Source organism: Kitasatospora sp. NPDC057904 (assembly GCF_042887925.1).
In the GTDB taxonomy this organism is placed as follows: domain Bacteria; phylum Actinomycetota; class Actinomycetes; order Streptomycetales; family Streptomycetaceae; genus Kitasatospora.
In genome coordinates this window covers 1-22,278 of sequence record NZ_JBHVOL010000022.1, presented here as the reverse complement: position 1 = coordinate 22,278, position 22,278 = coordinate 1, and the positions used below count along the sequence as shown (strand labels likewise).

The window sequence follows — 22,278 nt, the reverse complement described above, 5'->3', positions numbered from 1 at the left end:
CGCCGGGGGAACGACCTTTGGAGGCAAGACCGTTGGGGGCACGACCGTTGGGGGAACAGCCGATGACGCGTGGGCGCCGTCCCGCCCGAGCCGCGGCGGCACTGGGCCTGGCCGCCGTACTGCTGGCCGCGAGCGCCGGCTGCGCCGCACCGCGGGCCGACGACCGCTCCGAGGAGGCCGCACCCGCGCCCACCGCGCCGGCCGCCGCCCCCGCGAGCGCGGACCCGGCCCACCCCCTCGCCGTCGTCTACCGGGGCCCCGCCGCGTGCGACGGCTGCTCCGAGGCCGCGCAGGACCTGCTGGAGCGCAACGGCTTCACCGTCCGCTTCATCGGCCCCGACGAGGACCTGCGCTTCGGCCCCGCCGCGCTGGCCGGCGCCGCCCTGTACGTCCAGCCGGGCGGCACCAACGGCCAGGAGGTCACCACCGCGTGGGGCCTGCTGCGCCGCACCCCGGGCTTCCGCCCCGAGCTGATCCGCGACTACGTGCGCGGCGGCGGCCGCTACCTGGGCATCTGCATGGGCGGCTACCTCGCCGGCGACCCGGGCTACGACCTCCTGCCGGGCGACTCCGGCGAGTACATCAAGACCCCCGGCGCGACCGTCACCGACGACAAGGACGGCCTCGTCGACGTCGCCTGGCGCGGGCAGCGGCAGCCGATGTACTTCCAGGACGGCCCCTACTTCGACGTCGACGGCCCCGGCGCCGACGTCCTGGCCCGCTACACCAACGACCGCATCGCCGCCGCCGTCGCCTCCTACGGCACCGGCCGCGTCGCCGTCAGCGGCCCCCACCCGGAGGCGCCCGCCGACTGGTACCGCAGCTACCACCTGCCCGACGTCTCCGCCACGGGCCTGGGCCTGGGCGACGACCTGCTGAAGACGCTGATGACCGCGCCGTGACGGGAAGGCTCCGGCTCAGCCGGCGGCCGGGGTCCAGCGCGGGTCCCGGCCGGAGAAAGCCGGCAGCCGGTCCGCCGCACCCGCGCCGTCCGCGACCGGCACGGCGGCGGCCAACGTGCCGAAGCCGTCGCGCACGACGGGTATGAGGAACGCCCCGACGCCCCCCAGCACGTCGCGGACGGCGGCAATCAGGTGGTCGTGCGCCCGGGCGAGCAGTTCGAACCCGTCGGCCGTCATGTTGTCCCCCGTTCCCCCGGTTTCCCGGCTTTCGCTTCACCTTCCTGCGGAACCGTAACAACCGTCCCTGACGCTCCATCAGTGCCGTTCGGCACATTCGCTCCCGGTTGTCCCGGCGTCTCGCCGTCACGACCCTGCCGATCCGGCCAGGGCCGGCCAGGGCCGGCCAGGGCCGATGCGACGGCACGATAACCGGTTGCGTCACGGCCGTTTCCTCGCGACGGTTTCCAGGTGAGCACACCAGATCTCGGCCGGGTCGAGCGCATCGGCGACACGGTCCACCGGCCGGCCGGACCGTGGACCCCGGCGGTTCACGGCCTGCTCCGCCACCTGGAGGCCGTCGGCTACGAACTCGCGCCCCGCGTCCTCGGCTTCGACGGGCAGGGCCGCGAGGTGCTGAGCTGGATCGGCGGCGAATCCGGCCCGGACGGCTGGGCCAAGGTCGTCGACGACCGGGGCCTGATCACCTTCGCCCGCCTCCTGCGCGACTACCACGACGCCGTGGCCGGATACCGGCCCCCGGACACGACGTGCTGGTCCACCAGGACGGCCGGTCCGGTCGGCGACGAAGTCGTCTGCCACGGCGACTTCGGCCCCTGGAACACCGTCTGGCACGGCACCCGGCCGGTGGGAATCATCGACTGGGACCACGCACGTCCAGCACCACGGCTGCACGACGTCGCCTACGCCCTCGAATACGCGGCGCCGTTCCGCGACGACGACACGTGCACCCGGTGGCTGCGCTACCCGAAGCCGCCCGACCGCCGTCACCGCCTGGAGGTGTTCGCCACCGCCTACGGCCTCACCGACACGACGGGCCTGGTCGACGCCGTGCTCACCGTCCAGGAGCAGAACATCGACGTCAACCGGCGCCTGGCCGAACAGGGCCACGAACCCCAGGCCACCTGGGTCGCCGAAGGACACCTCGACAACCTCCGGGCCCTCCTCGCCTGGAGCCGGGACAACCGGCACCTGATCGACCCATCGGGTTGAACTCGCGCTGCCGGCAGTCAGGTTGGGACAAGGCGAGCCGCACCCGCCCCCGGCGCCACCGGTCGACACCTCGCAGCACTACGAGGCGAGTCCACGCCGCCTAACGGCACACGTCCTGCTGCTGCCCCGTGACGACGGCCTGCGCGAGCTGCCCGAGGGCGTGATCGAAGGAGGTGGAATCGGCGTGCGGCTTGGGCCGGACGGCGCCCTGGGCGAGGACGGTGGCGCTGACGATGTCCGTGCTGCTGCCCGCGCAGTACTCGGTGACGCCGGACCCGCCGCCCCCGGTGATCGGCCCGCGCCCCACGAGGGCCCGCAGGTCGTGCCCGTCGGTGCCGGACGGCTGGTCGGGCCCGAGGCGGAACAGGACGATGCTCAGCGCCTCCTGCCCGTCGACGGAGACCGTGCAGGACGTCTGCGCGCCCTGCCCGTTGCCCGCCGCCTGCGCCTTGCGCTCGTCGCCGCCCGGACGCCCCTTGGGCAGCAGCGCGCCGAGCGGAGTGCCCTTGGCGCGCAGCTGCCCGCACAGGGTCTGCGTGAGGTCGGACTCCCCGGCGCCGAACGCCAGCAGGGCACCGCCGGTCCCGAGCCCGGCAACGACGAGCGCCCCGACGCCCAGTACCCAGGGCCGGCGCTCCGTGAGCCTCACCATTTCGCAGTTCCCTCGCCGTTCGCACACATGATCGACGCGAAGCTTAAGCACGCTGCCCACACAGAAGCAACGGCACGGCCCGCCCCGCCAGCGCCTCCGCCACACGGGCCGCCTGCGCGGGCGCCATGACGGCGGACAGCTGCTTCACCGGCACGAAGCGCGCCCCCAGCAGCCCGCTGCGCCTCTGCGGCGCAGCGACGGGCTGCGCGCCCGTGATCCCGCCATCGAAAACGAGGTTGAGGCGCTCCAGGTAGCGGTCGGCGGGCGTGTAGTCGACGGCCAGAACGTCGGTGAGCCGCAGGCTGATGCCGGTCTGCTCGGCGAGGTGGCGGCCGGCGGCCTCGTGCGGGGGCTCGTTGGGGCGGGCGGCGCCGCCGGGGAGGATGAGCCCGTCCATGTAGTCGGGGTCGACGAGCAGGACATCGCCGCGGGGGTTGCGGACGAGGGCGAGGCAGCCGAGCCGGCAGACGGGCGGCTTGGCGAGGAGGCGGGGGTCGCGCATTGGGGGGGTGCTACTTCCTGTTCCAGAAACACCAGTTGATCAGGGCGGCGAAGCCGAGCAGCCAGAGGAGGCGGGCGGCGAGTTCAGTCGTCATCGGCGGCGAGGCGCTCGAAGTGCAGCCCCTTGCGGAGCAGTTCGACGATCCGGACGACGTCGAAGGTGCGGGCCGCCCCGAGGGAGATCAGGTAGCAGCCGGTGCGGCGGCCGTACTCCCAGTCCACTTCGAGGGAGGGGAGTTTGGCCCCACCGAGGGCGAGGACGGCGGCCAAGTCGTCAGCAACGAGCGCGGCTTCACGGCGCTGCTCGGCAGTCGCCCGGTCGAGCATCGAGGCCATCACACACCGGTCCTACGGTGCACCTCGAACACCCGCCACGCCGAGAACGCAGCGCAGAAGGAGTGGAAGGCGGCGAGCTCACCGGCCGAGCCGCAGCGCAGCCACTCCCCCGTGACCTCGTTCCGCACCCGGTAGCAGCGCCCCTCCGGGTCCCACCGCACCCCGTACCCGTGAAGTCTGGACGACGACACCATGATTTCGAGAACCCTCCGCAGTCGGAATTTCACGTTCTGTACTCATGGTGGCGCGGAGGCCTCTACGATCGGAAGCAGATCTGAAACTTGAAGCCAGGCATCGGCAAGTAGGTGAAACCCGGTGAATCTCAAGGAGCTTGATCCAACGTCAGGCCCATGGGCACCCTTCGGGGTGCAACTGCGCAGGTCACGGAAGGCCAAGGGCCTCACGCAAGCCCAGTTGGCGAGACTCGTGGGAGTCGACCCCTCCTACGTCTCCTACGCCGAACTTGCCCCTCCCGGCCGCACCCCGCCAAGCGAGAAGTTCGCCCGTGACGCCGACCGAGTCCTTGAGACCGGCGGAACGTTACTGCTCATGTGGCTCCAGGCCAAGCACTCGGCCTTGCTGGAGGGCTTCCCGGAGTACGCAAGCCAGGAGCAGAACGCCGCTGAGATAAGAATCTACGAAGCAGGTGTCGTTCCCGGCCTGCTCCAGACCGAGTCCTACGCCCGAGCGCTGGCGGCCGGCGACGTCCGGAGAGGCACGATCACCGAGGGTCAAGCAGACGAGCGAGTCACCTTCCTACTCACCCGGCAACAGCTGCTTCGACGAAGCCGGCCACCGCTCGTACATGCCGTGCTTGACGAGAGCTGCCTTCGACGGCCCATCGGCGGCCGCGAAGTGATGAAGGCGCAACTCGCGTACCTGGAGACGCTGTACGCCGCACGCCATATGATCATTCAAGTTGCGCCGTTCGCCTTGGCAGAGGAACGACCCTTCGCCCTGCCAATGGTGCTCCTCACCCTCTCCGATCGTTCCCTCCTCGGCTACTCGGAGTCCGAGGGCCGAAGCCATCTTGAGCGGGATACTGAGAGGCTGGCCACCTGGAGGAAACACTACGATCGGCTTCAGGTGGGAGCGCTGGCCGAGACGGCGACTCTCGAATGGATTCGCGCTGCTCGGAAGGAACTCGAATGTTCGACGACATCAACTTGACCACGGCCCACTGGTTGAAGTCGAGCTTCAGCCAGCAAGGCGGCAACTGCATCGAGGTGGCTCCCGGCTTCACCGGCGTCATGCCCATCCGCGACTCCAAGGACCCGAGCGGGCCCGCCCTCGTCTTCACCGCCGACGCCTGGCAGTCCTTCATCACCGCTATCCGCGCTGACGAGTTCGACGCCCGGTAACAGCCCTTCAGGCCTTGCCCGCCCCGGAGCTCCGGGGCGGGCAAGGCATCCGAACCACGCCGCTGCGACGCGAGGAGGGCACGACATGCCCGACGACCACTCCGGGGTATGGCTGAGCCGGTACGAGTTCTACAGCAGCAGCCGCGACGGCACCTTCACCGGCCTTCACCACGTAGTCCTGGCGCAGCACGGCAACCGCATCACCGGACAATCGCTCCCCGGCGCGTCGTCCAATCCCGACTCCCCGATCTCCTTCGACCTGACCATCGACCGGAACATCGTCACCGGCACCTGGGTCGAACAGACGGCGCAGGACGGCTACTACCAGGGCGCCAGGTACCACGGGGCCGTTCAGCTCCTCATCGATCCGACCGGCCGGCGCATGTCCGGCAAGTGGGTCGGCTTCGGCAAGGAGTTCGACGTGAACACCGGCCCGTGGGACCTCCGCCTGGTCGACAAGTCCACAGCCGACGAAGTCCTGGCCCGGTACAGCACGCCGCCCGCCGAGTAGCCACGCGCCAAAGCCCTACCCTCCCGTGCATGAACAGCGACACCGAGACTTCCCGGTCAACACCGCTGCACTCCGTCTCCGTCGCGGGGGCGGTCGTCCGCGAGGATGGGCGCGTGCTGGCGATCCGTCGCGCCGACAACGGTGCTTGGGAACCACCGGGCGGAGTTCTGGAACTCGCCGAGACCGTCGAAGACGGCCTGCGCCGCGAGATTCGCGAGGAGACCGGGATCGACGTCACCGTCGGCCAACTGACCGGCGTCTACAAGAACATGGCCCGCGGCATCGTCGCCCTCGTCTTCCGCTGCCACCCCGAGAGCGGCGCCGAGTGTCTCTCCGCCGAAACAACCGCCGTCGCCTGGCTCACCCCCGACGAAGCCGCCGACCGTATGAGCGAGGTCTACGCCGTCCGCATCCTCGACGCCCTCCGCCCCGGACCGCCCCACATCCGCTCTCACGACGGCCGCCGGCTCACGTGAGAAGTCGACCCCGCCGACTTCCCGCTCCCCACTGTGAGTGATCTCGTCCAACTCCGGGCACGAGCGAGGGGTGTTCGCCGTCTATCCGTACCGCTCGGCCTGCCCTCAGTCAGTCTGGGCGCAGCTGATCGCTGAGGCGTGGTCCGAGATCTTCCTCGCCGGGTACACCAACTACTTCCTCTGGCTGGAGCAGCCGGCCCTCCCCCGGACTCTCCGGCGCAAGGCCGAGGCCGGTTGCCGGGTCCGCATCCTCCTCGGGGATCCCGGCTCCGAGACGACCAGCCGCCGTGAGCGGATCGAGGACGCGGCCCTCACCGTCTCCGCCCGCATCCGGATCACCCTGGCCCACCTCGCCGAACTCGCCGACGCCGAAGGCATCGAGGCCCGCTTCAGTGCCCTGGACGACGGCCCGAATCACGTCGGGCTCTCCGTCTTCCGCTTCGACGAGCACGCCCTCGTCACGCCCCACCTCGCCCGCACCGCCGGCCACGACTCGCCGATGATCCACCTGCGGCGCGGCGACGGGGACGGCATGTTCGGCCGCTTCGCCGAGCACACCGAGGAACTCTGGTCCCGGGGCACCGCCATCCGCGCCGCCGCCTGAGTCGGCGCAATCGACAGCCCCAGGACTCCTCGCCAACTTTGCACTCAACCGTCCCTTGGGAGGGCCGAGTTGCGGGTAGGGTCGGACCGCATCACCGGATGTCGGCTCTGGCCGGAGGCTGCACGCGCTTGAGCGCGTGGGGTGCCCAGTTTGCGTCGCCGTCCGGCACGGTTCCCCTTTTTGTGGGATTCATCTGGAGGTCGGCGCATGCCTGCGTGGCTGTCACGCCCCTTTCTCGTCGCGCTGTTCGCACTGCCGCTCCTGGCGGTCGTGCTGTTGTCCGCCCCGGCCTGGCTGACCTGGCCGTTCCTGCCGCCCGGGCGCCAGGACGTCGTGCTCGCAGTGCTCGACCACCTCGTCCAGTGGACCCGCGTGGCGGTACCGCTCACGCGCGGCACCGCCACCCGGGCCGTGGTCGAGTAGGTCACGCGGGCGCTCTCTCTGGTCTCCGACCGGCCTCGCGCAGGAAGTCGGCTCCGTCGACTTCCTGCGCGGGGGCGCTCCAGGTGGCCGTCGACGACGTACGTCAGGCCCTGGGCGCTACCGGCTTCCCCTCCCGGGCGCCCGGTACCGCCCGTGGCGTGCCAGGCGGGTGAACTTCACGGCCCGTACGGGTGATGGGCGTGACCGCTCGAACAGCACAGCCAGACCGTTCGTAGACGTCCCCACCCCTTGCCCCGCAAGGGATGCTGGCCGCGCCGCCCGGCCTGACACGCGGGGACGACGGTCGGCCGGGGGATCACCGTGTGTGGTCGACTTCCACCGGCTTCCGGGTGCTCAACCCGAAAGCACCGCCCCGGACTACCAAAGGAACCCCATGCACCGCGTCATGTCCGTCAAGCGCTCCCTCACCCTCGCCGCCGCCGCTCTGGCTCTCGGCACGACCGCAGCGCTGAGCATGCCCGCCATGGCGGACAGCCAGCCCCAGGCCGGCGCCCACCGCGCGACCAGGGCGGCGCAGGTGCCGGACTTCACCCTCGACAGCACGGGCACCGCCGACCTCGGCGGCGCCCCCCAGGGGGTCGGCAACGCCTTCGGCGGCAGGGCCGCGATGAAGGATGTCGACGGCAAGAACATCGGCACCGCCTACGCCAACTGCGACAAGGACGCCACCGGCACGAGCGCGGACCAGGTGCTGTGCACGAGCGTCCTCAAGTTCAGCGACGGTGCCCAGATCGCCGCCGAAGCGGTCATCCCGGTCCCGAAGGCGGGGGTCGACCCTCAGCCGTTCGACGCCATCGTCACCGGCGGCACCCTCAAGTACGAGGGCATCACGGGCAGCGCCCGCTTCACCCCCACCTCCGTCGGCGTCTACGAGGTGTCCTTCAGCTGACCCCACGCACCACGCGCAACCGCCCGCGTGTCCGGCACGGACCTCCGTGCCGGGCGCGCGGGCGCTCACGCGCCCTCGGCCAACTCCGCGAGGTCAACGGCCGATTCGGGCGTCAGGCGGTAGAAGCCCTGGAGGCTTACGGCACGTTCGAGGCGGCCGTCGACGACGTACTTCAGGCCCCGGGTGCGGCCGCGCTGGTTGCGCCAGGTGAGGCGGGGCAGGAGGTCGCCGGGGACGGGGAGGTCGAAGCGCACGGGCGTCGCCTCGACGTGGACCACCTCGGCGCCGCAGCCGCCGGCGCCGAGCGCCCACCAGTCGTGGTGGCCGGGGTGGGAGCGCTCGCCCCAGGCCTGCGGGGCGGGGCCGCAGCAGTCGCGCCGTTCGCGGTCGACGATCCGCATGCGGCTGACCACGAACACCTCGCGCTGCCGCACGTGCACCGCGTACACCTCGTCCCCGGCGCGGGCGCCCGACCAGGCGGGCAGGGAGGAATGAACGCCACTGAAGGCCACCGGGGGCCGCCGGCCCTCAAGGCCGGCCTTGCGCAGCTCGTCGCAGGTGTCGTGGGTCCACAGCACGGTGAAGGCGTCCGACATGCGGCTCATGCTACGAACCGGGACCGACAGCGAACTCCCCGATCCGGGCGTGGGTCTGCGCGGTGCCCGTGTGGACGAAGGCGGCCATGCCCAGGGCGCGGGCCGCGTCCACGTGCCCTGGGACGACCTCCAACCGGGCGTCCTCGCCGGCGCAGCCGACGTCGACCAGGATCGCGGGGTCGCGGGGCAGGGGCCGCAAGGTCGCTCACTCATCGCCAGGGAGCTCGAACTCCTGCCGCCGCCGCGCGCCGGCGCGGGTCGTGCATGTGGCCTCGCCCGGGAAGCAGCCGGTGGACTTCGCGACCTGATGCTGGAGTGCGACTACGACGGGATGGGGGCGTACTGCCGCAGCAAACTCGCCCAGTTGACTTCCTCCCCGCCCTAAGGCACGGGGATTCCGGCCGCGTGTGCCGCGCGGGGGCTTTGCCTCCGCGCGGGTGCGCGCGGCCGGTGGTTGGCGTTTCACGGACCGGCTGGTGCCGAGGTCTCCACGCCCTGACACCGCATGCCCTGCGGCGTTGAGGATGTTCTTCGCGGCGTTCACGTCGGCGTGGTCCCGGTGTCCGCAGGCGGTGCACTCGAAGGCCGCTTGGCTCTCGCGGTTCTTCGGGTCCACGTGCTTGCAGGCGTGGCAGGTCTGCGACGTGTACGCGGGATTGACCAGCACCACAGCAGTGCCAGTGGTACGCGCCGCATTGCGCAGCGCGAGTTCGAGCAGGTGCCAGCCCTTGTCGAGGATGGCCCGGTTCAGTCCAGCCTTGGCACGGACGCCTCGGCCGGGCTGCTCAATTGTTCCTGCGGCGGAGGCGGTCATGTTCTTTACACGGAGGTCTTCCAGCACCACGACCGCGTTGTGGGTGGCCAGCTTGTTGGCGGCCTGCGCACAGAAGTCCGCACGCCGGTTGCGGACGCGGACGGTGATCGCGTTGATCTTCGCCACTACCGCCTTGCGCCGGTTGCTGCCGCGCGTGCATCGGGCAAGCTGTTGCTGCATGCGGCGCAGCCGCTTCGCCTCGCCCAGCGTCACATACGGCCGGTCGTGGAAGTCGCCTGTGCTGGTTGCCACGGCGAATTTGACGCCGCGGTCCACGCCCACGGCGGCGTTCGGCATCGCGTGCCGCTCAGGGGTCTGATTGCCGTCCTCCACCAGGAACGACACGAACCAGTGCCGCCCTTGCCGGGTAACGGTCGCCGAGCGGATCTGGCCGCCGAGCGGGCGGGACCATCGGAAGCGGACCCATCCGAGCTTCGGCAGCTTCGCCCGACCCCATTTGCGGCCGATCCGCTCCACCGTGATCCGATTCCCCACCGGGAACCGGAACGACGGCCGCCAACGGGCCTTGGAGCGCCACCGCACCCGGAACGTGCCGTGTTCCCGGCACGCCCGGTCCAGATCCCTCAACGTCTGCTGCAACACGTGCGAAGGCGCCTCCGTCAGCCACGGGAACTCCCGCTTCGCCTCCGCCAGCTCGGCAGCCTGCGGAACGTAGTCCATCCACGCCCCACGCCGCCGGTACTCCCTGCGCTGCTCCAAAGCGGTGTTCCACACCGAACGGCAGACATCACCGAATGTCTCGCACAACTCAGCCTGCCCCGAATCGAGTTCAAGACGGCACCGTCGCCCGGACAACACGAGGAACACCCCCCTTCAACAGCCGCGATCAACCTAGCGCACGTCACTGACAACGCAGAGACCTGCGCCGCTTCGCGACTCCGAGCCCAAAAATGGGCCGCCCCCAGCCAAAGCAGGGGTTGGCACCCAAGAGTTCAGATCACCTGCGGGTTCGAGCTCGCGGCGCGCGTGCCGGCCGGCGAGGTGACGGTCAACAGCCTGCACCCCGGCGACGTTCATGCCCACCAAAATGGTGCTGGAGGAGATGGGGTACGCGGTCGACAGCCTGGAGGAGGGCGTGGCCGCCGTGCACCGCCTGGTGACCGATCGGGCACTGGCGGGCGTCACCGGCCGCTACTTCGACCGCACCCGCGAGACCCGGGCCGACGCGCAGGCCTACGACCCGGCGGCCCGCGCCGAACTGTGGCGCCGCAGCCTGGAACTGGTCGGCCACCCGGGGCCGTGAGGCGGGCCACGGGCGGCGGCACCGGCTCGGCACCGCCCCCGGCCGGCGGCGGGAAGAAATTTCTGCGCCGCCCGCCGCGTGCACTAGTGCACCACCCACCCCGCGCGGCCTGCGCAGCCGCCCCGAAGGCCCGCCCGAGCGCTCTAGTGCACTAGTGCGGTGCCGCCATGAACCTTGCAGATAGGGATTGTTGAGTGCACTGCGTACGCCGTACATTCGAGGCATGGAGAACACCACCGCGCACCCCGCGGACACCGACGGCAGCAGCACCAACGACGTCCTCATCTCCGGCGGCGGCATCGCCGGGCCCGTCCTCGCCCACTGGCTGCGCCGGGGCGGCTTCAACCCGGTCATCGTCGAGCGCGCGCCCGCCCCGCGCCCCGGCGGGCAGAACGTGGACCTGCGCGGCGCGGGGCGCACCGTCATCGAGCGGATGGGGCTCATGGAGCAGGCCCGCGCGCTCAACGTCGACCAGCGCGGGCTCGGACTCGTCGACCGCAGGGGGCGGCTGACGGCCCGGATGCCGGTCGAGCTGTTCGAGGGCGAGGGCATCGTCGCCGAGATCGAGATCCTGCGCGGCGACCTCGCCGACCTGCTGTACCGCTCCACCGCCCACGAGGTGGAGTACCTCTTCGACGACACCGTCACCGCCCTCGCGGAGGACGCGGACGGCGTCACCGTCACCTTCGAGAAGGCCGCGCCGCGCCGCTTCGCGCTGGTCATCGGCGCCGACGGGCTGCACTCGACGGTGCGCCGCCTGGCCTTCGGGGGCGACGACGGCCACTTCAGGCCGCTCGGCGGCTACAACGCCTGGTTCACCGTCCGCGACGGGATCGACCTCGGCGGCTGGTTCCTCATGTACAACGCGCCCGGCGGCCTGGTCGCCGGCGCCCGCCCCGGACGGCTGCCCGGCGAGATCAAGGCCTCGCTCGGCTTCCGTTCCGCGCCGCTGGGCCTGGACCGGCGCGACACCGCCGCCCAGCAGCGCCTGCTCGCCGAGCGCTTCGCGGGAGCCGGCTGGGAGGTGGACCGGCTGCTGGCGGGCATGGCCCGCGCCGAGGACTTCTTCTTCGACTCCTACGGCCAGATCCACCTCGACCACTACACCCGCGGGCGCGTCGCCCTCGTCGGCGACGCCGGCTACTGCCCCAGCCCGCTCACCGGCCTGGGCACCAGCCTCGCCCTGGTCGGCGCCTACCTGCTGGCCGGCGAACTCGCCGCCGCCCGCGCCGCCGGCACCGGCCACCGCGCCGCGTTCGCCCGCTACGAGGAGCTGATGCGCCCCTACGTCACCCGCTCCCAGGAACTGCCGCCCGGCGGCATGAACGGCTACGCCCCCAACAGCGCCACGATGATCCGCCTGCGCGCCGCCTCGATGCGGATGATGGGCCGCTGGCCGATGCGCGCCATCCTGGCCGCCCAGTTCGCCAAGGCCGGCGACATCGACCTGCCCGACTACGCCCTCGCCACCGCCACCGCCGCCTGATGCCGCACCGGCCGGGGAGGGACGGGAGCAGCGGAGCGCCGCCGCCACGGGGGTGCGGCGGCGCTGCGGCTCCGGCGAACAGCCCGCGCGCTCAGCCCTGCTGACGAAGCAGCCAGGCCCGGGCCTCCTCGCGCTCCGCCCGCACCGCCCCCATAAACCATTCCTCCCTCGGGTCCCACACCCGGTTCGCCGCCGCTCGGAGCCTGCCGCGCACGGACTCCGTGTCCCCGGGGTCGGACACCGCGTGGAAGGCGATACCGCTCTGCTCGGTCGTACCGAGCACGGTCACCGAGCCGTCGAGGGCGAGCATCGCGAACCCCGGCAGGCCGGGCCCGAAGCCGAGCAGGCGCTGGGGGTGGCCGAGTTCGTGCGTTCCGACGGTGACCGAGCAGCCGGCGCCCATCAGGTCCCAGCGCTCCAGCAGGCGCACGCGGCGCCACTGCTCGCGCCGGTGCCGGGACGCGGCCCGCGCGCTGAAGCGGTGGACGGGCAGGGCGAGCAGGAACTCGCGGTCGGCGCCGAACAGGCCGCAGGAGAGGGCCAGTTCGTACCAGCCCTGGTTGGCCCGCGCGACGAGGTCCGGTTCGTCGCTCTCGAAGCAGACCAGGCCCAGGTCTTGCGGCCCGGGGTCGCGGTGGAGCGCGAAACCCACCACGGACACCGGCAGGACCGGCTGCGGCACCCCGCCCTCCAGCACCTCCAGGCCCGCCCGCCGCAGCGGCGCGTCGACCGTGCGCCGCATCTCCTGCCTGCCCAACTACCGCTCCCACCCCGTCGTACGGCCTCCGGTCGAGGATACGGCCCGAGGATAGGGCCCCGCGGTCACCAGCCGCCCGTGCCCGCGCACGCGTCCGCGAAGGCGGCGGCGTCGGTCTCGGCGCCGAAGTGGTGGATCACGTGCTCGCGGACGTGGTCCTGCTGGGCACGGGTGAAGGCCGCGCAGGCGTCGTGGACGACGTGCGCGGTGTAGCCGCGGTCGTGGGCCTCGCGCAGGGTGGACTCGACGCACACGTGGGTGGCGAAACCGGCCAGGTACAGGTCGGTGACGCCGAGCCGGCGCAGGATCAGGTCGAGATCGGAGAAGCCGGCGAAGGCGCTGGCCCCGGCACGGCCGCGCACGACCGGCTCGCCGGGCCCGGGGCGGAAACCTTCGGCGAACCCGGTGCCCGCACCGCCCTCGATCCAGGTGCCCGCCGCCGGGATCGCCGCGCGCAGCCCCAGGCGGGCCGGGGTCCAGCCCGCCAGCTCCGGCGCGCCGGGCGTGAGGACGAGCGGGACGTGCACGACGGGGACACCGTGCGCACGGGCGGCGGCCAGGGCGGTGGCCGCGCCGCGCACGGCGGTGTCGAGCAGGTCGCGGTCCGCCACGAGGCGGTGGAGGGCGCCGTGTTCGGGGTCGAGCCACTCGCGCTGGAACTCGATCAGGACGAGGGCGGCGTGCGGGCGCGCGGGCATGACGGTCACGGTCGGCTCCTTGCCGGAAGAAACTCCAACTGACGAGTTGGAGACTAGCGCGAAAGGGCCGCACCTCCAACCGGCCAGTTGGAAATGCGGCCCGCCGACCACCCCCGAAGGCGACGACACCCGAGGGCGAGAACCCCCGAGGGTGACAGCGCCCGAGGGCGAGAACCCCCGAGGGCAGGGAGACCCGGAGGTCAGCGCACGAGCCTGCGCACCAGGTCGACGACGGCGGCGCGACGGGCCGCCGGATCCTCCTGCGCCGTCCCGCCGAGGATCATCCGGGCCAGCTGCGGCGCCGCGAACTGCCAGCCGGCCAGCGCCACGACGGCGTACAGCAGGTCCTCGGGGCGGGGCTGCGCCCCGGACCCGCCGGCGCCGCCGAGCGCGGCGACCTTCTGCGCGTAGTACGCGGCCCGCCGCTCCTGCCCCGCGACCTCCGCGCCGGGCTCGCCGCACAGGGCCTCCCACTGCAGCAGGCGCAGCAGGTGCGGGTGGGCGAGGTGGTAGTCGAAGACGCGGCCCGCGTACTCGGGGAGGTCGACCGGGTGTCCGTCGTCCTCCGCCATCGGCACGGCGGCGGCGAGCTGCTCCAGTTCGCGCTGGACCGCGGCGTCGAAGAGCTGCCGCTTGCCGCCGAAGTAGGGGTAGATGCGCTCCTTGTTGACGCCGGCCGCGGCGGCGATGCGGTCGATGCGCGCGCCCTCGGGGCCGTGTGCGGCGAACTCGTCCACGGCGGCGTCGAGCAGCAGCCTCTTGGTCTTCGCGGTGTCCCATCCCATGGGGCCAGCATACGAAGCGTCCAACCGGCCGGTTGGACGCACGGTCCGCCGGCCGCCCACCGTCCCCGGCCCCCGAAGGGCGCCCGCCGCCCGCCGTCAGCCGCCCGCCGTCAGCCGTCAGCCGTCCGAGCGCCGCGTGCGGTGGGCGGCCACGCGCACCCGGGTCGCGCAGCGCGGGCTGCAGAAGCGGCGGGGGGTGCGGCGGCCGGTGTCGATGAAGTAGCGGCCGCAGCCGTCGGCGGCGCAGCGGCCCCAGGCGCAGCGGCCGCGTTCGGTGAGCCACAGGCCGAGGGCGAGGGCGCCGGTGGACAGCAGCCAGTGGGTGGGGCCGGCGTCGGGGGGTGCCTGGGTGTGCAGGGCCCAGGGGCGGCCGGGCAGGCGCACGAGGCGGGGGCGGGGCGGGTGGCGGTCGAGGAGGGCGTTGATGGCGTCGGCGGCGGCGTCCTGGTCGTCGAGGTCGAGGATGCGGGTCAGGTGGGCGGTGGCGGTGCGCAGGCCGCGGGCGTCGGCGTCGGCGTCGGCGTCGGTGCGGATGAGCTCGGGGCCGGCGTGGCGGGCGAGCAGGGCCCGGAGGTCGGCGGCGGGCAGGTCGGGGTCGTCGCGGACGGCGTTGGCGAGGTCGGTGAGGAAGTACAGGCCGCGGGGGCGGTCGTCCCGGGGGTCACCGGGGGCCTCGGGGTTATTCGCTTGATCGTTCTCCACGTCACGATGGTAACGTCAAAACAACAGGTTAAGCGTTACGAAAGATGGAGGGCCCCGCATGCGCATCCCCGAGACGACGCCCGTCCTGGTGGTCGGCGGGGGCCCGGTCGGGCTGGCCCTGTCGCTGCTGCTGTCCGGGTACGGCGTGGAGCACCTGCTCGTCGAGGCCCACCCGGGCACCTCGCTGCACCCCAAGGCCCGTGGCGTGTCGGCCCGTTCGATGGAGGTCCTGCGGCGTCTGGGTCTGGAGGAGGAGGTGCGCCGGGCCGGGCTGCCGTCCTCGCACGTGTACTTCTACCGCGGCCGCGACCTCGTCGACCCGGACTTCGTGCGCACCGGCCTCGCCCCCGCCGCCGGCGAGGGCGCCGAGCGCACCCCCTCCCCCGGGCTGCTGTGCCCGCAGGACGTGCTGGAGACGATCCTGGCCCGCCGCGCCCGCCAACTCGCCCCCGGCTCCGTCCACTTCGCCACCCGCCTGGTGTCGTTCACCCAGGACGGCGACGGCGTGGACGCACTCCTGGAGGACCGCGACAGCGGGGAACGCCGCACCGTGCGGGCGCAGTGGCTGATCGGCTGCGACGGCGCCTCCAGCCCGGTGCGCACCGGGGCCGGGATCGCCATGGAGGGGCTCACGGGCCTGGGCCACTTCCTGAGCGTGCGCTTCGAGGCGCCGCTGGGGCCGGTGGTCGCCGACCGGGCCAGCGCCTCCTACTTCCTCACCGCCCCCGGCCGCGGCGGCTTCCTGGCCGTCGACAACGACCGGCAGTGGATCTACCAGCACCCGTACGACCCCGCCGAGGACGACGTTGCCGCCCTGCGCGCGGACCACCACCGCCTGGCCCGACTGGTGCGCGACGCGGCCGGGTTGGCGGACCTGCCGGTCACCGTCCGCGACACCACGACCTGGCGCTGCGACGCCCGCACCGCCACCGCCTACCGCCGCTCGCGCGTCCTGCTGGCGGGCGACGCCGCCCACGTGATGCCGCCCACCGGCGGGCACGGCATGAACACCGGCATCGGCGACGCGGACAACCTCGCCTGGAAGCTCGCCGCCGTCCTGGACGGCACGGCCGGCCGGGCGCTGCTGGACACCTACCAGGACGAGCGCCGCCCCGTCGCCCTCGCCGTCACCGAGCTGTCGCTCGCCAACTCCCGCGCCCGCACCAGCTACCGCATCGACGACGAACTGCTCCTCACCGCCGCCTACCGCTCCACCGCCGTCGCCGGGAGCCGGACGCGCCCGCCCGTGGACCCCGAGCGCGCCCACCCCGACGGCGGCCCCGGCGCCCGCCTGCCCCACCGCCCCCTGCCCGACGGCCGCTCCACCCTCGACCTCGTCGGCCCCGGCTTCACCCTCCTCACCCCGCACCCGGACGGCGCCCGCCGGCGCCAGGCCGCGGCCGCCACCGCCGCCGGCCTGCCCGTCACCGTCCGCACCGCACCCCTCGACCACACCGTCCTCGTGCGCCCCGACGGCCACATCGCCTGGCAGGCACCGAGGACCCCCGCCGACGACACCCACCTGCTCACCGTCCTGCGCGCAATCCTGTCGGCACCGCGGGCTTGAACCTCACCCGACGTCAGGAGGCATCGTTACGCCATGACCTCCGAACAGACGTGGAAGGTCGGCCCACTCGCCGAAGCGAGCGGGCTGACCGTGCGCACCCTGCACCACTGGGACCACATCGGCCTCCTCAGCCCCTCCCGCCGCACCCCCTCCGGACACCGCGAGTACACCGAACAGGACGTGGTGCGCCTCTACCTCGTCCTGGCGCTGCGCCGCCTCGGCCTCGGCCTGGAGACCATCGCCACCTGCCTGGACGCCGGCATCGACCCGCTGCGCCTGGTCGGCGAACACCTCGTCGGCATCGACGCCGCCCTCGCCTCCCTGACCGCGCTGCGCGAGCGCCTGGCCCACATCCACGGCGAACTCGCCGCCGAACGCACCCCCGACACCGCCGCCCTCATCCGCGTCCTGCAGGCCATGCGCGGCGTCGGCACCCCCGGCACCGAACCCGCGCTGCGCCGCCACCTCGACGACGACCAGATCGACGCCCTGCGCGACCACGCCGCCGCGCTCGGCCCCGCCGCCCACTACTACCTCGACATCGAGTGGCCCCAGCTCTACCGGCGCGCCGAGGCCCTGCGCCGGGCCGGCGCCGACCCGGCCGGCCAGGAGGTCCAGCGCGTCGTGCGGCGCATCGACGAACTGGGCGCCCTGTTCTCCGGCGGCGACCGCGCCCTGTCCGGCGCCGTGCGCGGCGCCTGGCGCGAGGACCCGGCCGCCGTCTCCGGCCAGAGCGACGCCCCCGCCGACCAGTGGCGCGACCTCGCCGACTTCCTCGACCTCGCCCGCCGGGGTGACGCATGAGCGCCATGCCCAGGCGCGTGCGGGTGCGCGTCGCCGTGATCTCCGTGCTGCCGGTGCTGTTCCCGGCACTGCTGCTCCTGACCATCCTGGCGATGGCCCACGTGGTGCCCTGGCCGGTGGTCCCCGCGGTGGCGCTGGCCCTGGTCGTCCAGGCCCTGGTCACCTACATACGCCTGGGCCGCTCCGACGGGCCCGGGAACTGACCCCGGGCGGGACGGCCGCCCGCCCCGGCCACAGGGGAGCCGGGGACCCGACCATCCCGCCCGGGCATCAGAACCGGGCGTCAGCCCTGCGCCGTCCACTCCGGCAGCGCCTCGCGCCGCTGGAGCCACAGCGGGTCGGCGCCGGAGAGGCCGGTGCGGGCGGCGACCGTGCCGGCGGTGATGGCGCAGGTCGTGTCGACGTCGCCGAGACCCTCGGCCGTGCTCCACAGGGCGTCGGTGAGGCTGTCGAGGTTCATGGCGGCCGACCACAGGGCGAAGGGGACGGTGTCGGCGGCGCTGACGCGCTGCCCGTTGCCGAGCAGGTCGGCGGCGCGCCACGGCCGGGCGTCGGGGCGCACCGCGCAGGCCAGGGCCAGGGTGTTGCGGACCTCGCCCGCGGGGGTGTGCCGCAGGACCTGCTTGAGGAACTCCTCGCCGTCCGGGGCCGGGCCGCCGCGCGAGGCGGCGGCCAGCGAGGCGGCGACGGCCACCGCGACCGCCCCGGCCACGCCCTCGGGGTGGGCGTGGGTGACCTCGGCCGACAGCGCCGCCTGCCGGGCGGCCTCCTCGGCGTCGCCGGCGAACCACGCGCCCAGCGGCGCGACCCGCATCGCGGCGCCGTTGCCGAAGCTGCCCTGGCCGTCGAAGAGTTCGCGCGTGCGGGTGCGCCAGGAGGACGGGTCGCCGGCGAGGGCGGGCAGCAGGCGGTGCATGCCGGCGCCGTAGCCGCGGTAGGCGTCGGCGAGGTAGGTGGCGCCGAAGGCGGCGGCGAGGGCGTCCTGGTCGACGGTGCCGTGCACGGTCAGGACCCGGTGGACGGACAGGGCCATCGCGGTGTCGTCCGTCCAGTGCCAGGGCGACTCCTCGGGCGTGCGGCGCGCGCGGATGTCCCGGTAGGCCTCGGGGGCGGTGCGGAACAGCGGGAACCAGCGCTCCCCGAACGCATCCCCGAGGGCGAGCCCCTCCAGCGCGTCACGGGCGGCCACGGGCACGGGCGGACGAGTCGTCATGTCCCCATCCTCCCTTGGCCCGGCGAATCCGGTGGCACCTCAGGCCGCCGGGGGGCGAGACTGCCGCGATGACCGCCCCCTCCCCCGCCCCCGACCCGCGCTCGTGGGGCGTCGCCCCGGACTACGCGGGCATACAGGCCCTGATCTGCGACCTGGTGGTGCCCGACGGCGCGCCGATGCACGTCGCGAGCGCGCTGGAGACCGCCCGCGAGCTGATCCGGCACTCCTACCACCGCTACGAGTTCGCCACCGTCGCCGTCACGCACGGCCTGCTCGCCCTGGACCACGTCCTCGCCGAACACCCGGGGGCCGACGAGCCGTTGCGGGTCCGGGTCCAACGGGCCGTCGCCGCGGAGCTTTTGCCCGCCCCGCTCGCCGCCGAACTCCGGTGCGCCGTACGGCTGCGCGAGCAACTCGCGCAGGGCGCCGTGACAAGCGGCGCCATCGGCCCCGAGCGGGCCGTCGCCCTGGTGCGCGCCGTCTTCGACGCCGTCCGCCTGCTCCAGCGCCCCGCACCGCCGCCGCCCGTGCAGCGGCTCGACCGGCTGTGGGAGGCGCACCTGGAGACGCCGTTTCCCGAGAGCTTCCGCGGCGTGGACGTCGACGGCGTGGACCTGGTCCTCCTCGACGCGAACGTCGCCGGGCTCGTCCTTCGGGAGCTGAACGGCGGCCTCGACGGCGACGGCACCGCCGTGCTGTGGGCGTGCATCGCCGACCTCGACGCGATCGTGCCCCGGCTCAACGAGGAGTACTGCGCCGCCTATTACCGGCGGCTGCGCACGGTGGCCGCCCTCGCCGCGGGCCGTCATCTGCCCGCCGCCACCTGACCTACCGGGTGACGGGCGGGCTCATGCGGACCTCCTGGCCGCAGACGGTGGCCTCGGCCGGCCTGCCGCTGCGGTCCGTCACCGGGACCCGGACGGCGGTCGCCTCGCCCGGGGCGGCAACCGTGGCGGTGGCGGTGGTGACCTGCGGGGTGCAGGCGCCGCCGGGGCCCTTGCCGTCGGGCCCGGGCCAGCGCAGCGCGAACACCGCCTTCCCGCCCGCGCCGAGCGTCACCGCGGCCGGGCCGCCCTCGCCGCTCCCCCGGGCCTGCGGGCCCTTGCCCCGGTGGAACTCCAGCTTCGGGTAGCCGGCCAGGGTGCAGGGCCGGGTGCCGGAGTTGACGGCGGCGAGCTCGGCGTCGGCCGGATCCGGCGCGGTCGCGCCCTCGGCGGTGAGCAGGGTGAGCGTCCACGTCAGGTCCGCGGCACGGCAGTTCGCCGTCCCGGCGGCGGACACGGCGGCCGTCGTGCCGGCGCCGCAGGACGTCAGCAGCGCGGACACGGCCACCATCGGCAGCAAGCGCGGGCGCATCGGATCCCCCGGATCGTCGGGACGGGCGACGGGCCGTCACCGCCCGACCGTCGTCGGGGACGAAGACACCGCACGGGGCCCACCGGTTGCCCCCGTCCCCGGCACAGCCGACGGGATGTGAGCTGCGCCACATTCGCCCTATGCCGTGCAGCAGAAGACGCCCCGGCGCAGTCATGACGCAATGCCAGGACAACGGCCAACGGCCAACGGCCAACGGAGAACGGGGGCGACGGGTGAGGCTGCGCAGGGCCGCTCCCGGGATCGGCTTCGCCGCTTTCGTGGAGCAGCGGTCGGGGGCGCTGTTCCGCACGGCGTACGTGCTGACGGGCGACGCGCACGCGGCGGAGGACCTGGTGCAGGAGACGCTGGAGCGGGCGTGCCGGCACTGGCGGAAGGTGGCCGCCTCGGACGCGCCGGAGGCGTACGTGCGGCGGATCCTGGTCAACCTGGCCAACGACCGCCACCGGCGCCTGAACCGCCCGGGCCAGCGCACCGCGCCGCTGGCGCCGTCCGGGTACGGGGAGCCGGCCGATCCGCGCGACGCCTACCGGTCGGTGGAGCTGCGCGAGGAGCTCGTCGCGGCGCTGCACACGCTGCCGATGGGGATGCGCACGGTGGTGGTCCTGTACTACCTGCACGACCTGGGCGACCGGGAGATCGCGCAGGCGCTGGACATCTCGCCGGGTTCGGTGCGCTCCCAGCTCTCGCGCGGGCTGGCCCGGCTGCGCGAGGTCCTGCCCCGCCAGGAGGACCCGCCCCTCTCCTCGCAGCCCGTTGCCTCGACTTCGCGTGAAGGTGCCCCATGACCCGACTGCCGCCCCCCGATCCCGAGTTCGAGACGGAGCTGCTCGCCGCCATGACCGATTTCGCCGACCGCGTGCCCGTCCCCGCCGTCGACGCCGCCGCCATCGTGCGGCGCACCGCGCGCCGGCGCACCGCCGTGGGCGGGGCGGTGGCCGTCGCGGTGGCGGCCGGTGTCGTGGCGGGCGGGCTGCTGCTCGCCTCCCCGTCTGCGCCGGGCGCCGGGGGGCGCCCGGCGGCTCAGGCCCCGGCCGCCTCCCCCGCCACATCGCCCACGCCCACGCCCTCGTCCCCGCCCGCGACCGCTCCGGCGGCACCGAGGCCGCTGTTTCCGGGCCCCTACCTTCCGGGCCCCTACCTTCCGGGCCCCGCCGCCCCGTCCGACGGCATCCCCTATCTCGTCTCGCCGCTCGCCAGGCCGCCCGAGTCCATGCCCACCAGGCAGGGCCCGCCGGTGACGGTCCCCTCCCTCGCAGGCTTCACCCGGGAGGCGGCCATGGAGGTGCTGCGGGAGGCCGACCTGCCCGGGGAGGTCCAGGAGGTGGCGGACGCGAGCGTGCCCGCCGGGAGGGTCGTGTCCACCGGGCCGTCCGCCGGCGCCGCGCTCCCGGCCGGCTCGACGGTGCGCCTGCTCGTCTCCACGGGCCCGCCGGCGGGCTGACCGGGGCCGACCCGCGAGCCCGCCGGGGGGCCGACCTGCGCCGCAGCCCCCGCCCTGCGGGTGCGGGCGGGGGCGATCTAGGGTGCTGGCATGATCTCCTCCCCGATATCCGGCCCCCGCCACGCCCTGCAGACGCTGCTGGAGGGCAACGCCCGGTTCGTCGCCGGCTCCCCCGAGCACCCCAACCAGGACGCCGGGCGCCGGGCCGCGCTCGCCCCGGCGCAGCGCCCGTTCGCGGTGCTGTTCGGCTGCTCGGACTCCCGCCTGGCGGCCGAGATCATCTTCGACCAGGGTCTGGGCGACCTGTTCGTGGTGCGCACGGCGGGGCACGTGGCGGGTCCCGAGGTGCTGGGCAGCATCGAGTACGGGGTGAGCGTGCTGGACTGCCCGCTGGTGATCGTGCTGGGCCACGACTCGTGCGGCGCGGTGGCGGCGGCCCTGGACGCGGTGGACGAGGGCCGGCTGCCGGGCGGTTTCGTGCGCGACGTGGTGGAGCGGGTGACGTCGAGCGTGGTGTCGGCCAGGGCGGCGGGCATCGAGGACCCGGACGCGATCGTCGACGAGCACATCCGTCAGAGCGTGGACCTGCTGCTGGAGCGCTCGCAGGTGCTGGCGGCGAAGGTCGCCGAGGGCAGCGTGGGCGTGGTGGGCCTGTCCTACCGCCTGACCGACGGCCAGGCCCGCATGGTCGCCACCCACGGCGACATCCTCTAGAAGGCTGATGAAGATCTTGGGTTCTGGCCCCACCGCGCAAGCGGTGGGGCCAGACTCGTTTCTGTGGCGATGGGGGAATGGGCCGGGGAGACGGTCGGGCCGGACGTGTGGGAGACGTGCCGGGAGCTGATCCCGGCGGGGAGCGTGTTCGCGT

Annotated in this window: 31 protein-coding genes and 1 pseudogene; 18 read left to right on the top strand and 14 right to left on the bottom strand. The window is 73.6% G+C overall.

The features are described from left to right. Positions 1 to 62: 62 nt before the first annotated feature. A complete protein-coding gene (locus tag ACFVSN_RS36410; protein WP_387957657.1) occupies positions 63 to 902 on the top strand; it encodes a BPL-N domain-containing protein in 840 nt (279 codons plus the stop codon). Positions 903 to 917: 15 nt separating this feature from the next. On the opposite strand, the gene ACFVSN_RS36405 is transcribed toward ACFVSN_RS36410, so the two are convergent. Next, positions 918 to 1,139: a hypothetical protein gene (locus ACFVSN_RS36405; RefSeq protein ID WP_387957655.1), complete on the bottom strand. Its 222-nt coding sequence runs from the start codon at positions 1,137 to 1,139 to the stop codon at positions 918 to 920. 231 nt (positions 1,140 to 1,370) lie between these two features. Between ACFVSN_RS36405 and ACFVSN_RS36400 the strand changes: the two genes are divergently transcribed. Then, entirely contained in the window at positions 1,371 to 2,132 is a 762-nt protein-coding gene (locus ACFVSN_RS36400; protein ID WP_387957653.1) for an aminoglycoside phosphotransferase family protein, read from the top strand. Positions 2,133 to 2,232: 100 nt separating this feature from the next. Here the strand turns inward: ACFVSN_RS36400 and ACFVSN_RS36395 are convergent, their stop codons facing one another. The 4 genes from ACFVSN_RS36395 to ACFVSN_RS36380 form a co-directional block, all read right to left on the bottom strand. Beyond that, the gene (locus ACFVSN_RS36395) at positions 2,233 to 2,784 is read right to left on the bottom strand and encodes a hypothetical protein (protein ID WP_387957651.1); all 552 of its coding nucleotides are present in this window, start codon (positions 2,782 to 2,784) and stop codon (positions 2,233 to 2,235) included. A gap of 43 nt (positions 2,785 to 2,827) precedes the next feature. Further along, positions 2,828 to 3,286 carry an NUDIX domain-containing protein gene (locus ACFVSN_RS36390; RefSeq protein ID WP_387957649.1) on the bottom strand — a complete coding sequence of 153 codons (459 nt, stop codon included), beginning with the start codon at positions 3,284 to 3,286 and terminating at the stop codon, positions 2,828 to 2,830. Between the two features lie 83 nt (positions 3,287 to 3,369). Beyond that, positions 3,370 to 3,621, bottom strand: coding sequence for a hypothetical protein (locus ACFVSN_RS36385; protein WP_387957647.1), 252 nt, complete (start codon positions 3,619 to 3,621; stop codon positions 3,370 to 3,372). Continuing rightward, a complete protein-coding gene (locus tag ACFVSN_RS36380) occupies positions 3,621 to 3,815 on the bottom strand; it encodes a hypothetical protein (RefSeq protein WP_387957645.1) in 195 nt (64 codons plus the stop codon). The genes ACFVSN_RS36385 and ACFVSN_RS36380 overlap by 1 nt, the downstream gene beginning before the upstream one ends. Positions 3,816 to 3,936: 121 nt before the next feature. On the opposite strand from ACFVSN_RS36380, the gene ACFVSN_RS36375 reads away from it, so the two are divergent. From ACFVSN_RS36375 to ACFVSN_RS36345, 7 genes and pseudogenes are all read left to right on the top strand, one after another. Continuing rightward, entirely contained in the window at positions 3,937 to 4,791 is an 855-nt protein-coding gene (locus ACFVSN_RS36375; RefSeq protein ID WP_387957643.1) for a Scr1 family TA system antitoxin-like transcriptional regulator, read from the top strand. Next, positions 4,770 to 4,982, top strand: coding sequence for a DUF397 domain-containing protein (locus ACFVSN_RS36370; protein WP_387957641.1), 213 nt, complete (start codon positions 4,770 to 4,772; stop codon positions 4,980 to 4,982). Before ACFVSN_RS36375 ends, ACFVSN_RS36370 begins: the two co-directional genes overlap by 22 nt. Before the next feature lie 94 nt (positions 4,983 to 5,076). After that, positions 5,077 to 5,493 (top strand): annotated as a pseudogene (locus ACFVSN_RS36365) (DNA-binding protein); the annotation flags it as partial. A 29-nt stretch (positions 5,494 to 5,522) separates the two neighbouring features. After that, positions 5,523 to 5,969: an NUDIX hydrolase gene (locus ACFVSN_RS36360; protein WP_387957639.1), complete on the top strand. Its 447-nt coding sequence runs from the start codon at positions 5,523 to 5,525 to the stop codon at positions 5,967 to 5,969. Between the two features lie 37 nt (positions 5,970 to 6,006). Then, on the top strand, positions 6,007 to 6,573 hold the full coding sequence (locus ACFVSN_RS36355; RefSeq protein WP_387957636.1) for a DUF5919 domain-containing protein: 567 nt from the start codon (positions 6,007 to 6,009) through the stop codon (positions 6,571 to 6,573). Between the two features lie 207 nt (positions 6,574 to 6,780). Continuing rightward, positions 6,781 to 6,996 (top strand): hypothetical protein, encoded by a 216-nt coding sequence (locus ACFVSN_RS36350; RefSeq protein ID WP_387957634.1) that lies wholly within the window; start codon positions 6,781 to 6,783, stop codon positions 6,994 to 6,996. Between the two features lie 394 nt (positions 6,997 to 7,390). Then, positions 7,391 to 7,906 (top strand): hypothetical protein, encoded by a 516-nt coding sequence (locus ACFVSN_RS36345; protein WP_387957632.1) that lies wholly within the window; start codon positions 7,391 to 7,393, stop codon positions 7,904 to 7,906. Positions 7,907 to 7,971: 65 nt separating this feature from the next. Here ACFVSN_RS36345 and ACFVSN_RS36340 read toward each other — a convergent pair whose 3' ends face one another. From ACFVSN_RS36340 to ACFVSN_RS36330, 3 genes are read right to left on the bottom strand one after another with little or no spacing between them, the layout of a single operon-like run. Further along, positions 7,972 to 8,502: a hypothetical protein gene (locus tag ACFVSN_RS36340; RefSeq protein WP_387957630.1), complete on the bottom strand. Its 531-nt coding sequence runs from the start codon at positions 8,500 to 8,502 to the stop codon at positions 7,972 to 7,974. A 10-nt stretch (positions 8,503 to 8,512) separates the two neighbouring features. Further along, positions 8,513 to 8,701 carry a hypothetical protein gene (locus ACFVSN_RS36335; protein WP_387957628.1) on the bottom strand — a complete coding sequence of 63 codons (189 nt, stop codon included), beginning with the start codon at positions 8,699 to 8,701 and terminating at the stop codon, positions 8,513 to 8,515. A 6-nt stretch (positions 8,702 to 8,707) separates the two neighbouring features. Then, the gene (locus tag ACFVSN_RS36330) at positions 8,708 to 10,144 is read right to left on the bottom strand and encodes an RNA-guided endonuclease InsQ/TnpB family protein (protein ID WP_387957626.1); all 1,437 of its coding nucleotides are present in this window, start codon (positions 10,142 to 10,144) and stop codon (positions 8,708 to 8,710) included. Between the two features lie 208 nt (positions 10,145 to 10,352). On the opposite strand from ACFVSN_RS36330, the gene ACFVSN_RS36325 reads away from it, so the two are divergent. Next, on the top strand, positions 10,353 to 10,580 hold the full coding sequence (locus ACFVSN_RS36325) for a hypothetical protein (RefSeq protein WP_387957624.1): 228 nt from the start codon (positions 10,353 to 10,355) through the stop codon (positions 10,578 to 10,580). Between the two features lie 223 nt (positions 10,581 to 10,803). After that, a complete protein-coding gene (locus ACFVSN_RS36320) occupies positions 10,804 to 12,066 on the top strand; it encodes an FAD-dependent monooxygenase (protein WP_387957622.1) in 1,263 nt (420 codons plus the stop codon). Positions 12,067 to 12,157: 91 nt separating this feature from the next. On the opposite strand, the gene ACFVSN_RS36315 is transcribed toward ACFVSN_RS36320, so the two are convergent. The 4 genes from ACFVSN_RS36315 to ACFVSN_RS36300 form a co-directional block, all read right to left on the bottom strand. Next, positions 12,158 to 12,823 carry a hypothetical protein gene (locus tag ACFVSN_RS36315; protein WP_387957620.1) on the bottom strand — a complete coding sequence of 222 codons (666 nt, stop codon included), beginning with the start codon at positions 12,821 to 12,823 and terminating at the stop codon, positions 12,158 to 12,160. 65 nt (positions 12,824 to 12,888) lie between these two features. After that, complete coding sequence (locus ACFVSN_RS36310) at positions 12,889 to 13,521, bottom strand: cysteine hydrolase (protein ID WP_380441317.1); 633 nt, start codon at positions 13,519 to 13,521, stop codon at positions 12,889 to 12,891. A 200-nt stretch (positions 13,522 to 13,721) separates the two neighbouring features. Continuing rightward, positions 13,722 to 14,306, bottom strand: coding sequence for a TetR family transcriptional regulator (locus tag ACFVSN_RS36305; protein ID WP_387600850.1), 585 nt, complete (start codon positions 14,304 to 14,306; stop codon positions 13,722 to 13,724). A 117-nt stretch (positions 14,307 to 14,423) separates the two neighbouring features. Beyond that, positions 14,424 to 15,008, bottom strand: coding sequence for a CGNR zinc finger domain-containing protein (locus tag ACFVSN_RS36300; RefSeq protein ID WP_387600848.1), 585 nt, complete (start codon positions 15,006 to 15,008; stop codon positions 14,424 to 14,426). Between the two features lie 58 nt (positions 15,009 to 15,066). Between ACFVSN_RS36300 and ACFVSN_RS36295 the strand changes: the two genes are divergently transcribed. From ACFVSN_RS36295 to ACFVSN_RS36285, 3 genes are read left to right on the top strand one after another with little or no spacing between them, the layout of a single operon-like run. Further along, positions 15,067 to 16,575, top strand: a complete 1,509-nt coding sequence (locus ACFVSN_RS36295) for an FAD-dependent monooxygenase (RefSeq protein WP_387957618.1) — start codon at positions 15,067 to 15,069, stop codon at positions 16,573 to 16,575. Positions 16,576 to 16,608: 33 nt separating this feature from the next. Then, the gene (locus tag ACFVSN_RS36290) at positions 16,609 to 17,379 is read left to right on the top strand and encodes a MerR family transcriptional regulator (protein WP_387600842.1); all 771 of its coding nucleotides are present in this window, start codon (positions 16,609 to 16,611) and stop codon (positions 17,377 to 17,379) included. Next, a complete protein-coding gene (locus tag ACFVSN_RS36285) occupies positions 17,376 to 17,582 on the top strand; it encodes a hypothetical protein (protein ID WP_387600839.1) in 207 nt (68 codons plus the stop codon). The genes ACFVSN_RS36290 and ACFVSN_RS36285 overlap by 4 nt, the downstream gene beginning before the upstream one ends. An 80-nt stretch (positions 17,583 to 17,662) precedes the next feature. Here the strand turns inward: ACFVSN_RS36285 and ACFVSN_RS36280 are convergent, their stop codons facing one another. Then, positions 17,663 to 18,592 (bottom strand): ADP-ribosylglycohydrolase family protein, encoded by a 930-nt coding sequence (locus ACFVSN_RS36280; RefSeq protein WP_387600836.1) that lies wholly within the window; start codon positions 18,590 to 18,592, stop codon positions 17,663 to 17,665. 68 nt (positions 18,593 to 18,660) lie between these two features. On the opposite strand from ACFVSN_RS36280, the gene ACFVSN_RS36275 reads away from it, so the two are divergent. Next, positions 18,661 to 19,419 (top strand): hypothetical protein, encoded by a 759-nt coding sequence (locus ACFVSN_RS36275; RefSeq protein ID WP_387600833.1) that lies wholly within the window; start codon positions 18,661 to 18,663, stop codon positions 19,417 to 19,419. Between the two features lies 1 nt (position 19,420). Here the strand turns inward: ACFVSN_RS36275 and ACFVSN_RS36270 are convergent, their stop codons facing one another. Beyond that, positions 19,421 to 19,948, bottom strand: coding sequence for a DUF4232 domain-containing protein (locus ACFVSN_RS36270; RefSeq protein ID WP_387600830.1), 528 nt, complete (start codon positions 19,946 to 19,948; stop codon positions 19,421 to 19,423). Positions 19,949 to 20,181: 233 nt separating this feature from the next. On the opposite strand from ACFVSN_RS36270, the gene ACFVSN_RS36265 reads away from it, so the two are divergent. The 3 genes from ACFVSN_RS36265 (at position 20,182) to ACFVSN_RS36255 (ending at position 22,124) form a co-directional block, all read left to right on the top strand. Further along, positions 20,182 to 20,754, top strand: a complete 573-nt coding sequence (locus ACFVSN_RS36265) for an RNA polymerase sigma factor (RefSeq protein ID WP_387600827.1) — start codon at positions 20,182 to 20,184, stop codon at positions 20,752 to 20,754. Further along, on the top strand, positions 20,751 to 21,410 hold the full coding sequence (locus ACFVSN_RS36260) for a PASTA domain-containing protein (RefSeq protein ID WP_387600824.1): 660 nt from the start codon (positions 20,751 to 20,753) through the stop codon (positions 21,408 to 21,410). Before ACFVSN_RS36265 ends, ACFVSN_RS36260 begins: the two co-directional genes overlap by 4 nt. 90 nt (positions 21,411 to 21,500) lie before the next feature. Further along, positions 21,501 to 22,124 carry a carbonic anhydrase gene (locus tag ACFVSN_RS36255; protein WP_380441195.1) on the top strand — a complete coding sequence of 208 codons (624 nt, stop codon included), beginning with the start codon at positions 21,501 to 21,503 and terminating at the stop codon, positions 22,122 to 22,124. Positions 22,125 to 22,278 lie beyond the last annotated feature (154 nt).